This window comes from Roseibium sp. RKSG952 (assembly GCF_009711355.1).
This window is the reverse complement of sequence record NZ_SMMF01000898.1, coordinates 25,792-40,139: the sequence shown is the minus strand read 5'-3', so window position 1 is coordinate 40,139 and position 14,348 is coordinate 25,792. Positions and strand designations below refer to the sequence as shown.

At 58.4% G+C, this 14,348-nt stretch carries 12 protein-coding genes; 5 read left to right on the top strand and 7 right to left on the bottom strand.

Translation table 11 applies throughout. The features are described from left to right. Positions 1-286: 286 nt before the first annotated feature. Entirely contained in the window at positions 287-1,090 is an 804-nt protein-coding gene (locus E1297_RS16140; RefSeq protein WP_155139992.1) for an ORF6N domain-containing protein, read from the top strand. A 3-nt stretch (positions 1,091-1,093) separates the two neighbouring features. Here the strand turns inward: E1297_RS16140 and E1297_RS16135 are convergent, their stop codons facing one another. Beyond that, entirely contained in the window at positions 1,094-1,576 is a 483-nt protein-coding gene (locus E1297_RS16135) for a tetratricopeptide repeat protein (protein ID WP_155139990.1), read from the bottom strand. A 45-nt stretch (positions 1,577-1,621) separates the two neighbouring features. Between E1297_RS16135 and E1297_RS16130 the strand changes: the two genes are divergently transcribed. The 3 genes from E1297_RS16130 (at position 1,622) to metG (ending at position 6,470) form a co-directional block, all read left to right on the top strand. Continuing rightward, positions 1,622-2,911, top strand: a complete 1,290-nt coding sequence (locus E1297_RS16130; RefSeq protein WP_368669584.1) for a cytochrome-c peroxidase — start codon at positions 1,622-1,624, stop codon at positions 2,909-2,911. Positions 2,912-2,924: 13 nt separating this feature from the next. Then, on the top strand, positions 2,925-3,917 hold the full coding sequence (locus E1297_RS16125) for a YeiH family protein (RefSeq protein ID WP_155139986.1): 993 nt from the start codon (positions 2,925-2,927) through the stop codon (positions 3,915-3,917). 1,011 nt (positions 3,918-4,928) lie between these two features. Next, positions 4,929-6,470 (top strand): methionine--tRNA ligase, encoded by a 1,542-nt coding sequence (metG, locus tag E1297_RS16120; protein ID WP_305793815.1) that lies wholly within the window; start codon positions 4,929-4,931, stop codon positions 6,468-6,470. 308 nt (positions 6,471-6,778) lie between these two features. On the opposite strand, the gene dapA is transcribed toward metG, so the two are convergent. Together dapA and E1297_RS16110 are read right to left on the bottom strand one after the other, a co-directional pair. After that, the gene (dapA, locus tag E1297_RS16115) at positions 6,779-7,660 is read right to left on the bottom strand and encodes a 4-hydroxy-tetrahydrodipicolinate synthase (protein ID WP_155139998.1); all 882 of its coding nucleotides are present in this window, start codon (positions 7,658-7,660) and stop codon (positions 6,779-6,781) included. A 195-nt stretch (positions 7,661-7,855) separates the two neighbouring features. Then, a complete protein-coding gene (locus E1297_RS16110; protein ID WP_155139982.1) occupies positions 7,856-8,215 on the bottom strand; it encodes a hypothetical protein in 360 nt (119 codons plus the stop codon). A gap of 100 nt (positions 8,216-8,315) precedes the next feature. On the opposite strand from E1297_RS16110, the gene E1297_RS16105 reads away from it, so the two are divergent. Then, on the top strand, positions 8,316-9,896 hold the full coding sequence (locus E1297_RS16105) for an NADP-dependent isocitrate dehydrogenase (protein WP_155139980.1): 1,581 nt from the start codon (positions 8,316-8,318) through the stop codon (positions 9,894-9,896). Here E1297_RS16105 and kynU read toward each other — a convergent pair. The 4 genes from kynU to E1297_RS16085 form a co-directional block, all read right to left on the bottom strand. Beyond that, positions 9,889-11,160, bottom strand: coding sequence for a kynureninase (gene kynU, locus E1297_RS16100; RefSeq protein WP_244327782.1), 1,272 nt, complete (start codon positions 11,158-11,160; stop codon positions 9,889-9,891). The two genes, E1297_RS16105 and kynU, sit on opposite strands and share 8 nt — an antisense overlap. Before the next feature lie 9 nt (positions 11,161-11,169). Beyond that, a complete protein-coding gene (locus E1297_RS16095) occupies positions 11,170-11,904 on the bottom strand; it encodes a GntR family transcriptional regulator (RefSeq protein WP_155139978.1) in 735 nt (244 codons plus the stop codon). A gap of 73 nt (positions 11,905-11,977) precedes the next feature. Continuing rightward, positions 11,978-13,021, bottom strand: coding sequence for a phosphotransferase family protein (locus E1297_RS16090; protein WP_244327781.1), 1,044 nt, complete (start codon positions 13,019-13,021; stop codon positions 11,978-11,980). A 3-nt stretch (positions 13,022-13,024) separates the two neighbouring features. Then, on the bottom strand, positions 13,025-14,248 hold the full coding sequence (locus E1297_RS16085) for an acyl-CoA dehydrogenase family protein (RefSeq protein WP_155139976.1): 1,224 nt from the start codon (positions 14,246-14,248) through the stop codon (positions 13,025-13,027). Positions 14,249-14,348: the final 100 nt, after the last annotated feature.

Here is a 14,348-nt window from a genome sequence, read left to right as displayed (position 1 = left end):
TCAAGGGTCCTTGACCGCGAAGCGGCGCGTCCGCGCCCTTGACACTTGATCCTGTATGACAGACTGGCCAGGAAGCCATCAATGGCGGCTTCCGCCATTGATGGCATTCCCTGAAAATGCTTCTTAAACAATAGCTTCCGCCAGAAACGGGCAATCGAAGAGGGGATTTTGAGGCATTTGCCAAACCGAAAAAGTCACACCATCCGCGCAACATCCAAACACAACCCTTGGCACAGACCTGTTACTTGATGCACCTTCCTGCTGAACGCAACACACGGACCTGGACATGACCACATCCGCCATTGATTTCAGCAGGATAGAGCCACCTCAAATCCACACCGCGCGCGGTCACGCCGTGGTGCTTGATTCGGAACTTGCCCAACTGTTCGGCCTTTCCACCTCCAAATTCAACCAGCGGGTCAAGTCCCACATGGAACGTTTTGAAGGCGGATTTGCCTTCCAGCTCACTGAAGACGAAGCCGAAAACTTGCTATACCAATCCGGTATATCAAGTTCGCATGGCGGGCGCCGGACACCCCCCTGGGTCTTTACCGAGCACGGTGCGGCAATGGCCGCAACGATCTTCCGCACACCACAAGCCGTCGAGGCAACCCGTTTCATCATCAAGACATTCGTGGCAGCCCGCAAGGTGGCGCTGACGCCCGACGAGGACGCTGGCGCCGCACTACCGGCCCGTGTCAAGGCGCTGGCGGTGACCGCCACACGTGACGGACTGCTTGCAAAGCTCGACAACGCACTCGGCCGGGTTCTCGATGCCATTGCCGATCCGGCAGCCGACACCACCGTGCGTGATGAAGCGCGTGCCATTGCGCTTGAAGGGCTCAATGCGGTGAAGGCGCATCTGCGCAAGCAGGGCGTCCAGAACGAAAAGACGCTGGCCGAAATCCAGAAGCTCCTGAAGGAGGCAGAGGCCATCGATGCCGAAGTCACCGCCAAACACATCGAGAACGACCACCGGCGGCTTGCCTATCTCGCAAAACAGCTCAGGATCGTGATCGAGGTACAGCGCTACATGGAAACCGGCAGCGCCGACGGGCTTCTGACGGTGCTCAAGGATCTGGGAGGATAGCGGCTACCGGAAAGGATACATCCAGACCTTGTAGTCGCCGACAAGGACATGCGCTTTATCGATCTCTTGCCGGGACATTTTCTTGACCACCTCTTCCAGAGAGATCGCCGCGTCGGGATCGCCACCGATGGCCGAAAGCGTGTACCACATGTAGGCCCGGACCAGATCGGGCGCGGGCATGCCCCGTCCGATCTCGTAGTACCAGCCGACCCCCGATTGTGCGCCGGGATGGCCTTTCATCGCGCTGCGCAAATACCACTCAAACGCACGCTGGTCGTCCTGTTCGACCCCAAGCCCCATGGCATACATGACGCCGATCAGCTCCTCCGCGTCGGCATTGCCCGACCGCGCAGCTGGCCAAAGCGCGGCCCGTGCCGCCTCGAATTGCCCCTGTTCCATCAAATCGCGCGCCGCTTCGATCTCGGCTGCGGCAGGAGCATGAAACACAAGCACAAAAAGCGCAGCAGCACTCAGAAGGGTTTTCATCTTGGGCACCTTTCCTCCCTCACCGGCCTTGCAAGCCTTGTTTTCGTGTCGTGCGCTTCAGCCGGCGGCACCCTGCCCGCTCCGCTGAGCGATCAGGATTTTCTTCCCTTCGACCGCCGTCAGGCCGAACTCGGCCAGCTGCTGTTTTACGACAAGATCCTCTCGGGCAATCAAAACATCAGCTGCGGCACCTGTCATCACCCGGCCTTCGGCACGTCAGACGGGCTGTCTCTCGGGATCGGAGAAGGTGGTGACGGACTGGGACCGGCGCGCACTCCAGGTCAGGGCAGCGACCGTATCCGCAAGCGCATTCCGCGCAACGCCTCCGCACTGTGGAATCTCGGCGCCAAAGAGGTCCAGGTGATGTTCCACGATGGCCGCCTGTCCGTCAGCGACGCTTATGAAAATGGCTTCAACTCGCCAGCAGAGGAATGGTTGCCGGAAGGGCTCAACTCGCTCCTTGCGGCCCAGGCGGTCTTTCCGCTGGTATCGCAATTCGAAATGGCGGGAAATCCGAAGGAAAACGAGGTGGCAGGCGCCATCCACGACAGAATCGACAGGGCCTGGCCGATCCTCGCCAAGCGCGTGCGGACCGTACCTGCCTATGGCGCCCTGTTTATCGACGCATTTGACCATATCGACACTTCGGATCAGGTGACGATTGCCGAGATCGCCAATGCGCTGGCCGCCTTCATGGCGCTGGAATGGAAAAGCAACGACAGCCCGTTCGATGCCTATCTTGCCGGTGATGAAACAGCGCTGACAGCTGCCCAGAAACACGGCCTGACACTGTTTTACGGCAAGGCCCGGTGTGCCACGTGCCATTCCGGCAAGCTTCTGAGCGATCACGCGTTTCATGCACTCGGACTGCCGCCGTTCGGGCCAGGCCGCACCCGCCGGTTCGACCCGATAGTGCGCGATGCCGGACGGATGGCGGAAACCGACCGGCTGGAGGACGCCTACCGCTTCCGCACACCAATGCTGCGCAATGTCGCCCTCACGGCCCCTTATGGCCATAACGGTGCCTATCCGACGCTTGAAGGAATTGTCCGCCATCATCTGAACCCGGATGCCATGCTTTCGGTCTGGAGGCCGGAAATGGCGAAGCTTCCCGAAACGTCATGGCTTGAGGACATCGACTATGTCGTCCTAAAAGACAAGCGGGAGATGGCCCGCCAGGCCCGTGCCCGCGACATCGTCCCGATTGCCCTCACCGACCCGGAAATCGCCGCACTTCTGGCGTTTCTGAAAAGCCTCACAGGCACAACAACAAAGACCCCGCCCTTCGGCATCCCGGACACGGTTCCAAGCGGACTGCCAATCGACAACCCCTGAAGGACCTATTTTGATGGATGCGCTGAAAGAACGGGCGAACACATTGTTCCCCGGCATCGCCATTGCCGGGCTTGTTGCCATATCCGCCCAGTTCCTGAATGAGCATTATGGCGCACCAGCCATGCTGATGGCGATCCTTCTGGGGATGCCGCTGAACTTTCTCTCTGAAGAACACCGGACCGCCGAAGGCATCGCCTTTTCGGCCAGAACGCTTCTGCGGATCGGCGTCGCCCTGCTTGGTGTGCGCATCAGCATTGAAATGGTTGAGGCGCTCGGGCTTCCGATGCTGATCGTGGTGATCTGCGGCGTTCTTGCGACCATCGGCTTTTCGCTTGCGGCCGGGCGCATGTTCGGCAAGGATCGGATGTTTTCTTTCCTGTCGGGCGGCGCTGTCGCGATCTGCGGCGCGTCGGCGGCCATGGCCATCGGCTCGATCCTGCCCAAACGCGACCACGCAGAACGGGATCTTGCCTTCACGGTGATCACCGTGACGGTGCTCTCGACCCTTGCCATGATTGTTTATCCGATCCTGACCAGCTCGCTCGGCCTGTCGACAGATGCGACCGGTGTGTTTCTCGGGGGCACGATTCACGATGTGGCACAGGTGGTTGGCGCCGGATTTTCGATCAATGAAGAAACCGGGGACATGTCGACGCTGGTCAAGCTGATCCGTGTCACCCTGCTGGCCCCGGTCGTGTTCGTGGCGGCCCTGATCCTGCGCAAGGGTGTGGAACCGGACGCCAAGCGCCCGCCCCTGATCCCGGGCTTCGTGCTCGCCTTTCTGGCGCTGGCCGCTCTCAATTCATTCGGTCTGGTACCGGAAACTGCCCGCGACCTTGCCGGTCAGGTCTCCAGCTGGGCACTCTTGGCCGCCATTGCCGCCGTCGGCATGAAAACCTCGATCCCCAAACTCCTCGAGGTAGGCGGCCAGGCGATCTGGATGGTGGTCACCCAGACGGTGTTTCTGGCCCTGTTCGTGCTCGCCGGGATCTGGCTGCTTGGGTAAATCCCTCAAATTCCGGCCGGCGCTCGTATTTCGTAAACGGCATCCGGGATCTCTTTTTCAGAACCCGAACAAAGCCTTATCAGCCGGTCATGAGACGGCAGATAAAAACCGGCGAGCTTGCAATGGCCTCTCCTGTCCAACTTGTAATCCTGGGACCATTATCAGGTATTTTATCATTGTTATTATTTACATTGTTCAAAGGCTTTTGACCGGGACCTTTTCAAGGACTGGCCAACAATAAAAACAGCCACGGACAAGCGCGCCGGCACGCATCCCACATTCTGCATGCCCGGCGCGCTTACCCAGTAACAGTGAATTCGCTAGCAAGGTGAATACTCTGAAGTGAGCTAGCGTCCATCAGCCAAGCGAGAGACCCATGATCACTATGCCGAGCTTTGCGCCAGTGCGTATCCACAACCTCATTCAGTTGAAGGTAATGTCAACAGCGTCAAACGAAGCTGAAAACGGCGAGGTCCTATCCCTGCTTCGCGAGCAGCAACGCCGCCCCAAACGCGATTGAAATAACGTTTTCCGGCCATCCGGCAAACCATCCCCGCGACGTCCTCGTCTCGCCGGCCGCCGCGGCTTGCAAAATGCGGTTCCGGATTAAGCCAAGGACTCCGGAACCTTGTTTACAAGCGTACGGCAACTCGGGCCGCACTAAGTCAATTAAGCCGGGTTCGAATTCCGGCTTTCGAACCCGATCTCGCGCATTCGATTTCCATAGCACTGTGGCAGAGCACACGGAATGCCCATGCCTGCTGCGCAGATGCCTGCGGTTCCCGCAAGCACGGTCCGGTTTTCTGCCTGAGCCTCTTTAATGGAATATGCAGAGGTCTCTTTAATTTAAGCACAACACATTTGACCAAATCAGCTTCACCACCCACAAGCTTCGCAATAGAGGGGTTTTCTTGTGAGAAAGGCTGTGAAATATAGCCTCCAACACAATCCACGACCCGGTTGCTTGGTTTGCAGGCCGATTGAATTTGGCCGACTTTTAACCAAGCGCTTTTGCCAAACCGAAAGCACCCGATGAAAAGCTACATCACCACCCCGATCTACTACGTTAACGGCTCGCCGCATATCGGCCATGCCTACACGTCGATTGTCGCCGATATCCTGAAGCGGAACCGGCAGGCACTGGGGGTAGAGATGATGCTGTCGACCGGCGTTGACGAGCACGGCCAGAAAAACCAGGAAGCCGCCGCCGATCTCGGCATGGAAATCAATGCCTATCTCGACATGCGCTGCGCCGAATTTCGTGAAGTGTTCGACAGGCTCGGCGTTCAATACGACTACTTCGTGCGCACCAGCCGCGAGGGCCACAAGCAGGCCGTCGCAGGCATGGAACAGTCGATCTTCGATGAGGGCCTGATCGTCAAGAAGGCCTACACCGGCACCTATTGCAAGGGCTGCGAGGAGTTCAAGAAGGAATCGGACTTGACCGAGGACGGCCAGTGTCCGCTGCACCCGACCATGAAGGTCGAGCAGACCGACGAAACCAACTATTTCCTGAAAATGGAGCCGTTCCGCGAAAAGCTGCTTCAGCATATCGAGGACAATCCGGATTTCGTTACGCCGACCGCCTTCCGCAACGAGTTGAAGCAGATGCTGTCCGAGCCGCTGGAAGATCTGTGCATCTCCCGGCCGAAGTCGCGCGTGACGCTCGGAGTCGACCTGCCGTTCGACACGGAGTTTGTCACCTATGTCTGGTTCGACGCCCTCGCCAACTATCTGACCAACGTGAACTGGCCGTCTGACGGCTATGAAGCCTGGTGGGCGGAAGTCGAGCATTTGATCGGCAAGGACATCCTGAAGCCCCATGGTGTCTACTGGCCGATCATGCTTATGGCCGCAGGTCTGCCGTTGCCGAAGAAGCTGTCAGTACACAGCCACTGGACCGGTGAAGGCGGGGTCAAGATGTCAAAGTCGATCGGCAATGTGGTCGATCCGAACGAGGTTATCGAGATGATGGGTGTCGACGGCCTGCGCTGGTATCTCGCCCGGCACATGCGCGCCGACAGCGACAGCCAGATCTCGGTGGAACTGATCCGGCAAGCCTATAACGGCGAACTCGGCAACAAGATCGGCAACCTGCTGTCGCGCGTTGCCAAATTCTCCAACAAGAACTTCGAGGGCAAGGTTCCAGTGGCAGGCACCCTGACGGCTGAAGATGAAACCCTGCGCAAGACCGTGCTAGAAGCCGTCTCCGGTCTGGCCGACTGGATCAACCTGCCCGAGATCCCCGCAAGAGTGCAGGCCATCGTGTCGGCTGCCGATGCGATGAACGAATATATCGATCATCAGGCCCCGTGGTCCCTGTTCAAGAACGAGGAAACTCGGGAGCGCTGCGGCACCGTGCTTTATGTCACCCTCGACTGCCAGCGCATGCTGTTCGAGGCCCTGCGCCAGATCATCCCGGCATCTGCGGACAAGGCTCTCACCATGCTCAATGCACCAAAAGCTGCAACCCCATGGAAACCGGAACTGGACAAGCTGCCGGGCGGCACCCCGCTTGGCGAGATCACGGCCCTGTTCCCGCGGGTTCAGTAAGCCGCTCAATATTCACTTCAAAGGCGCTCCAAAGGGGCGCCTTTTTTCCTTGCCGTTCTCATGGGTGACCGGCCCCGCCAGAGGCGACACCGGTCAGGCTGAGTCGCCCTGAAACGGTTGTTCACGAAACGCCATCACTTGGCTCAACCTGACCGCTGATCGCTCAAATGTGAGCAGAGATCGGTTTTGGTAATTGCCAATTGGGATCGGAGACCCCGGATACCATTGATTTCATGGGCGCTCCGGTCCCGGATAATATCTCCTGATTTTTTTCAGGATGGCCGTTCAGGCGCAACTTGAAGCAGGCCCTACCCGAGAATGCCGACAGCCTCCATGGCCCGGTCCAGCGCCTGCCTGGTCTCGTCGGCCAAGGTTGTCAGCGGGGAGCGTACTTCGTCGGTGCACAGGCCCAGCCGCGACAAGGCATATTTGGCACAGGCCGCAGGCGGCTCCAGAAACAGCGCCTTGTGCAAAGGCAGCAACCGGTCCTGACAGTCCCGCGCCAATTCGAAATCGCCAGCCAGAGATGCGCGCTGAAATTCCGCGCACAGCCTTGGTGCCACATTGGCGGTCACGGAAATGCAGCCAACCCCGCCATGGGCGTTGAAGCCCAGCGCGGCTACGTCTTCTGCCGAGAGCTGAATGAAATCCTTGCCGCACAGGGCCCGTTGCGCGCTCACCCGCTCCATGCTGCCTGTGGCGTCCTTGACCCCGATGATACGCGGCCAGCTTGCCATTTCCGCCATGGTTTCCGGCTCGATGTCGATGAGGCAGCGGCCCGGAATGTTGTAAAGGATGATCGGCAGGGTGCTGCCGTCATGCAGAACCTTGTAGTGGGCGAGCAGGCCCGCCTGGTTCGGCTTGTTATAGTAGGGCGTCACGATCAGGGCCGCATCGGCACCAGCACTTTCGGCTGCCTGCAGCATGTCGAGCGACTGCGCCGTGCTGTTTGATCCAGTTCCGGCGATGACCGGAATCCGGCCCGCAGCCAATTCGACGACCTTGCGTATCACCTGCTTGTGCTCGTCCTTCGGCAGGGTCGGGCTCTCCCCCGTGGTGCCGACGGCCACGAGCCCGTCGCTGCCTTGCCTGACATGCCAGTCCACCAGCCGCGCCAGCGCGTCCCAATCCACCTCACCGCTTTTAAACGGCGTGACCAGCGCTGGTATCGATCCCTTGAACTCCGGCATGTGTCCCCCGCGTCTTCCCGGCATGAGTCGTTTCCTCAAAATCTTCTGCCGGGTTTATGGCCAAACCAAGAGAACACTGCAAACCGGTTGTGGATCAATCGTCTTGCCCCCAAGTGCCGTGCATCTGGCTCGAACACTTACTTTTCAGGGAAGCCCTGTTTTCACACCTGACCGTTCCGTACTTCAAAGGCATGCTTATAGACATCGGCGAGCCGCCTTGGCCGGTCCGGCATCAGCTGCGGTGACAAGCAGGATTTCGGTATGGTCCAAAGCGGGTGTAGTGTTTCCGGCATCGGTCACAAGACTTCCCAATGCCATGTGTTCGGGCAGCACCGCCACGCCGGGCCCAGCACGAACAACGCCGAGTGGAGAGATAGCAAAGTCAGAAAAACTCAACACATTTGACGGCACTGCCGGATACTCACTCGTCCAAGGATCGTAGCCCCATATTGAAGTTGTCCAAACGAAAAGGTGACTCCATTCTGGTTCAAAGCAAAAGATCAAACTCATTAAAAATGACGAAGCAAATTCGAAAAAGATCACCCCTATATTCATAACCCCTTCCGCACACAATCAAAATTATAAATAAATCAATCGTAATAATAATAGAACCACGTTAAATTAAATTATATGTAATTAAAATATCCCATCAGGAATGCTTATAAAAAACATACAGTCACCCAAGTTTGTGGAGTGTAAGGTGGCACAGGTCATCGATCTATATGATCGCCCGAATAGCCCTACGCCGGTCACCATAGCGCCCGGAGACGGAATCGGTCCGGAAATCATGGAAGCGGCAATCCGCTGTCTGTCCGCAAGCGGCGCACGCCTTGCCATTCAAACCGTGGACATCGGCAAGAAGATGTACGAAGCCGGGTTTCGCAACGGCATCCACCCCGACAGCTGGAAAACGCTCAGAGACACTGGCGTCTTGCTGCGGGCGCCCGTGATTTACCCGGAAGGCGGCTCGTTCCAAACCCCGAATGTTTCACTTCGCCGCTACCTCGACATGTTCGCAACCGTGACTTGGGCGAAATCGCGCTCTCCATTTGTTGCAACGAACCAGCCCAATATGGATTTGATTATCATTCAAGATAGTATTGAGGATCTGTATACTTCCATTGAACACCATCAGAGCGGAGAAGTATACCAAAGCCTGAAATTGGTATCGCAACCGGCTATGGAGAATATCATCCGGTTTGCTTTCAAGTTCGCGCAGGCCAATTGCAGAAAGAAGGTTACCGCATTTTCAAAAGACACGATCCTTCCGATTACGGATGGCTTGTTTCACGAAATCTTTGACAGCGTTGCCAAGGAATACCCGGACATCGAATCAGACCACTGGGATGTTTCCGCAGGAACGGCGAAGGTGGCGTTGGCCCCGGTGCAATTCGATGTTGTCGTAACGACCAGCATGTACGGAAACATCGTATCTGAGCTGGCTACAGCAATGGGAACTACACGAGCCCATGCAGCCTCTGCAAGTTACGGAGAGCATTTCTCGATGTTCTCCGCAAGTCATGGCGCAGCACCCGACATTGCCGGAAAGGGGATTGCAAACCCTTCAGGACTGATTTTAGCGGGAATCAATATGTTATGGCACCTCAACCTAAACGCGGCGGCCGAGAACCTGCACAATGCATGGCTCAAAACGATTGAGGATGGCATTCACACCGCAGATGTTTACAGACCGGGGATCAGCAACGAACAGGTCACCACCATTGAATTCGCAGATGCCGTGATCGAGCGGCTTGGTCTGACCCCCGAGCACTTGAAGCCTGCATGTCATTGTGGCAGCAAGCTCACAGTCTCTTCTGCGGTTTTCAAATCATCACCTCGTGCGGAGAAAAAGCTCGTCGGCATTGATCTGTTTGTAGAGGAAACACATCGAGACCCCGTTGCCCTTGCAAACCGCATTTTAGATTTGACGGTCGGTTTCCCGCTCCAGTTGACAGCGATTACCAATCGAGGCGTCCTTGTCTGGCCTTGCTGGTGCAACGAGTCGCTCAAGACGGATCACTGGTGCTGCCGCTTCGAGTTTGCCGATCAAGACAAGGACACCGTTTTCAAGACCGCATGCACATTGATGCAAATTCTCGCGTTAGATGGGCTTGATATCATCAAGAGCGAAAACCTTTACACGTTTGACGGCATTCCCGGTTACTCGCAAATGGACGACAAATGGTATGATGATGACTTCTGCAAGAAACCGGTCAAACTGCAGGTCGTTACGTGACCGCGTTTTGTTGCTGAAAGGCCGGGCTGTCCCAAGAACCGGACATCATGATTTCCTTAAGTGCCGCAACCGAGGCCCAGATGTCCTCATAGCCGACATAAGGCGCGGCGAAGCCAAATCTCAGGATATCCGGCGCGCGGAAATCGCCGATGATTCCACGTGCGATCAGGGCCTGCACGATGGCATAGCCGTCGGGGTGGGTCAGGGACACCTGACTGCCGCGCTTGTCCCCTTCGCGCGGACTCGCAAGGCCAAACCCGAAATCGGCCAGCTCCTGATCAACCAGATGAATGAACAGGTCCCCAAGCAGACGGTTCTTGTCCCGGATCTGGTGCATGTCGGCGCCCTTAAAGACGGTCAGCGCCTCTTCCAGCGCAATCAGCGACAGTTGCGGTGATGTCCCGGCGAGCATCTTTTCAATGCCATTGTGGGGCGCATAGTCTTGCGTGAAGACAAAGGGCTGCGCGTGCCCGTGCCAGCCTGCAATCGGCTGTTCGAGACCGGCGAGGTGCCGCCCGGCCACAAACACGAAAGCCGGAGCGCCGGGTCCGCCATTCAGATACTTGTAGGTACAGCCGACCGCAAAATCGGCGTTCACGCCGTTGAGATCGACCGGCAACGCGCCAGCGGAATGCGCAAGATCCCAGATCACCAGCCCGCCCAGTGCCTGCGCCTTCCGGGTCAGCCCGGCCATGTCGTATATGGCACCGGTCTTGTAATGGACATGGGTCAGCTGGAGCAGCGCCAGATCCTCTCCCACTTCGGCCAGGACGGCCTCCATGTCTTCAGGTGCCACACAGCGCAACTCGCAGCCCATCAGCTTCGCGGCTTCGGCATTGATGTAAACGTCTGTCGGGAAATTGCCGGTCTCCGACAGGATCACCTTCCGGCCCGGCCGTTTGCGCAAGGCCGCGATCACAAGCTTGAACAGATTGACGGAAATGCTGTCGCAGACGATGACTTCGTCCGGGTCGGCGCCGATCAGACGGGCAATCGCCGCCCCCGCCCGTTTCGGGGCCGGGTACCATCCGGCTTCGTTCCAGCTCCGGATCAGGCCGTGACCCCATTCTTCCGAGACCGCCGCAGACAATCTGGGCTTCACGCTTTTCGGCAAGGCACCGAGTGAATTTCCGTCCAGATAGACCACCCCCTCGGGCAGATCGAACAGATCCTTCATGCCACGGAGCGGATCTTTTTGGTCAAGATCCCAGCAATGGTCTTGCATGATAGCGGAGACCGGCGATTTCGGCAAGGCAAGGGTCATGAAACGTCCTCAAGCGGCGTTGTTGGTGGAGCCGGTATCGATCCGGGAGGCGCGGTAGACGCCAAGGGTCTCGCCGACATGCATTTTCAGAAGCTGAAGGGCCTGATCTTCGTCTCGGGCCAGAACCGCATTCATCAGCCTTTGATGAGACAGCATGTTCATGGAACTCTGCAGACGGGCCAATACGACCTCGTCAGGGTCGCGATTGTCATCGCGCGCCTGCAAAACGCGCGACACGGTCAGGTGAAACTGATGGCGTCTCAGGTGGTCCATCACCTTGTGGTAAAGCCGCTTTTGCCAGGCCGACCTTGCGCCATCGAGCAGCGCGGCATGGAAGGCGCGGTGCCGGTTGTCCCAGTCGCTCAAGCTCTCGAGTTTCGGGCTCTGGAGCACGTTCGACAACCGGGACAGGCGATGAAATGCGGTCACGATGCCGGCTTCCCAATCCTCGCCGCCGCGCTGTATCGATTCCAGCAACATCGGCTCTTCCAGCACAAGGCGGGTGTTCAGGAGGTCGGTCAGTTCGTCTTCCGAAATGCCGGCGACAAAGAACCCGCGGTTCGGATGGGCCACGACCAGTCGCTCAGCTTCAAGGCGCTGCAAGGCTTCGCGCAAGGGAGTCCACCCGAGGCCATGGTCCTTGCGCAACCGGTCATGCCTCAGCGGCTCTCCCGGCGCCAACACCGCATCTAGGATTTGCTGGCGCAACGTCCGGTAAGCGAATTCCGCTTTCGACAGGGGCATGGCTGGAGCGCTCGATTATATATAATATGATCACTAGCCCTCTTATTATATATAATCACCAGATGCGCAAGATCTAACCGCCCCGCCCCTTGGCAATCACTTCCAGCGCGCGGATGGCAAAGCGTTCGGCAAGCGGCGCAAGAGCAGCCGCTCTTGCATCGGCCGCATTGCCCGCACGCGCACGGTCGGCAATGCCTACAAAGATGACTGCGAAGCGGAACAGGGCAAAGGCCTTGTGAAACGGCAAAATCATTGCGGAGAACGGGACCTTCTCGGAGTATCTGGCAACGAATTCCTTCTCGTCCGGCAAGCCGAGCGCTTCATGATCAAGCCCGAGAATGCCGCCATATTCGTCCGGGCTTGTGTGCCAGGGCATGCAGCAAAAGCCGAGATCGGCAAGCGGATGGCCGAGCGTGGACAATTCCCAGTCAAGGATCGCGGCCACTTCCGGGCGCGAGGGATGAAACAGCATGTTTCCGACCCGGAAATCGCCATGCGCCAGACACACCAGCCCGTCATCCGGCGGCGAATGCTCCGGCAACCATTCACAGAGGACATCCAGTGCCGGTATGGCACCATGGTTCGAGGCCCGGTATTGCCGGGTCCAGCGGCTGATTTGACGTTCAAAGTAGTTGCCGGGCTTGCCATAGTCGTCCAGCCCCACATCGCCCGGCACCACGGAATGAAGCGCTGCCAGCGCATCGGCAACGGCCATCCACAAATCCCGGCGTTCTTTCCTTGCCGCCCCGGCCATTGATGCCTCTTCCAGCACACGGCCCGCGACCCGTTTCATCAGATAAAATGGCGTGCCCAGCGCTTGGGCATCTGCATGGTAGTGGACCGGCTCCGGCACCGGCACATCGGTCGGGAAGAGCGCCCTCAGGACACGGTACTCACGATCAACCGCATGCGCGCCCTTCACGATCGGCCCGTTGGGCTGCTTGCGCAAGACAAGCTGCGCCTTGCCCCAGTCAACAAAATAGGTCGGATTGGATTGACCGCCACTGATCCTCTCGACCCGGAAATGGCGCTCCGCTCCGAAACCATCCGCAAGAACGGCGCGCAAGGCCTCCGGATTGAAATCGATCAAGGGTGTGCCGGACGCCATCTCTGCCATCGGCTAGATACCCCCCTCGCGCGCGCCCGAAACGTCCCATTTCCAGAAGCCGCGCTGTTCTTCAGCTAGAACCCGGTCGAGCACCATCTTGTGCACTTCGTCGGCACCGTCAACCAGCCGCGCCTGACGGGCATAGCGGTAGATCCATTCCAGTGGCGTATCGGTCGAATAGCCGCGCGCACCATTGATCTGGATCGCCACATCCGCGGCCCGGTGCAAGAGATTGGCGACATGGATCTTGGCCATGGAGATTTCCTTGCGCGCAAAGCCGCCGCGGTCGATTTCCCAGGCCGCCTTCATCACCAGAAGCCGCCCGGTCTCGATCCCCATCGCCAGATCCCCCAGCATGATCCGCACGCTTTCGCGTGTGCCCAGCCGGACACCAAACCCTTCCCGGTCTTCTGCGTATGCGCGGGCGATCTCGACGCAGCGCTTGGCCAGCCCCAGCCAGCGCATGCAATGGGTCAACCGGGCCGGGCCGAGCCGCACCTGTGTCGCCTTCAAACCCCGCCCCTCGCCTATCAGAACATTCTCAACCGGAACCTCGAGGCCCTCAAAGATCAGTTCGCAATGGCCACCATGCTCTTCCGGCCCCATGATTCCGATCCGCCGCTCGATCCGCCAGCCGGGTTGACCGGCATCGAAAAGCAAGGCCGTCAGGCCGGAGCGCGGGTCATCAGAGGTCCGGGCGACCAGAATGAAATGCTGCGCACCCTCCGCACCGGTGATGAACCATTTGCGGCCATGAACCACATAATGATCGCTCTTGCGCACGGCACGGGTCCGGATCATCGAAGGGTCGGATCCGCCGCCCGGATGCGGCTCGGTCATGGCAAAGGACGAGCGCACGTCACCGGCCACGATCGGCGCCAGCCACCGCTTTTTCTGGGCTTCCGTCCCAACCCTTTCCAGGAGCATCATGTTGCCGTCGTCGGGGGCTGCGGAATTAAATACCACGGGCCCGAAAATCGACCGGTTCATTTCCTCGTAGCAAACTGCCATGCCGACCTTGTCAAGCCCGGCACCGCCATTCTCCGGCTGCAGCTGCAGACACCAAAGCCCTTCCGCCTGCGCTTTTTCGCGCAAGGCTTTCAAGGGACCAGAGACAATGTTGCCATGGCCGTCATAGGCGGCAGGATCGGCTTCGAGCGGCAGCACATGCTCTTCGACAAACCCGGCGATGCGCGTGCGAAAGTCCTCGACCTTCGGCGATATGGTGAAATCCAACGCCGTATCCTCCCGGCTGGCCGGACGCAGAACCAAAAAAGCGCAAGTGCATCCTTCAATTATTCAGGGAGTTAAGCAGATGCCGGCCGGACTGCCAATC

Coding starts and splice junctions, on each gene's coding strand:
- E1297_RS16105 (WP_155139980.1), top strand. CDS start 8,316: ATGCTTATAAAAAACATACAGTCACCCAAGTTTGTGGAGTGTAAGGTG.
- E1297_RS16095 (WP_155139978.1), bottom strand. CDS start 11,904: ATGCCCCTGTCGAAAGCGGAATTCGCTTACCGGACGTTGCGCCAGCAA.
- dapA (WP_155139998.1), bottom strand. CDS start 7,660: ATGCCGGAGTTCAAGGGATCGATACCAGCGCTGGTCACGCCGTTTAAA.
- kynU (WP_244327782.1), bottom strand. CDS start 11,160: ATGACCCTTGCCTTGCCGAAATCGCCGGTCTCCGCTATCATGCAAGAC.
- E1297_RS16125 (WP_155139986.1), top strand. CDS start 2,925: ATGGATGCGCTGAAAGAACGGGCGAACACATTGTTCCCCGGCATCGCC.
- E1297_RS16140 (WP_155139992.1), top strand. CDS start 287: ATGACCACATCCGCCATTGATTTCAGCAGGATAGAGCCACCTCAAATC.
- E1297_RS16135 (WP_155139990.1), bottom strand. CDS start 1,576: ATGAAAACCCTTCTGAGTGCTGCTGCGCTTTTTGTGCTTGTGTTTCAT.
- E1297_RS16090 (WP_244327781.1), bottom strand. CDS start 13,021: ATGGCAGAGATGGCGTCCGGCACACCCTTGATCGATTTCAATCCGGAG.
- E1297_RS16110 (WP_155139982.1), bottom strand. CDS start 8,215: ATGAATATAGGGGTGATCTTTTTCGAATTTGCTTCGTCATTTTTAATG.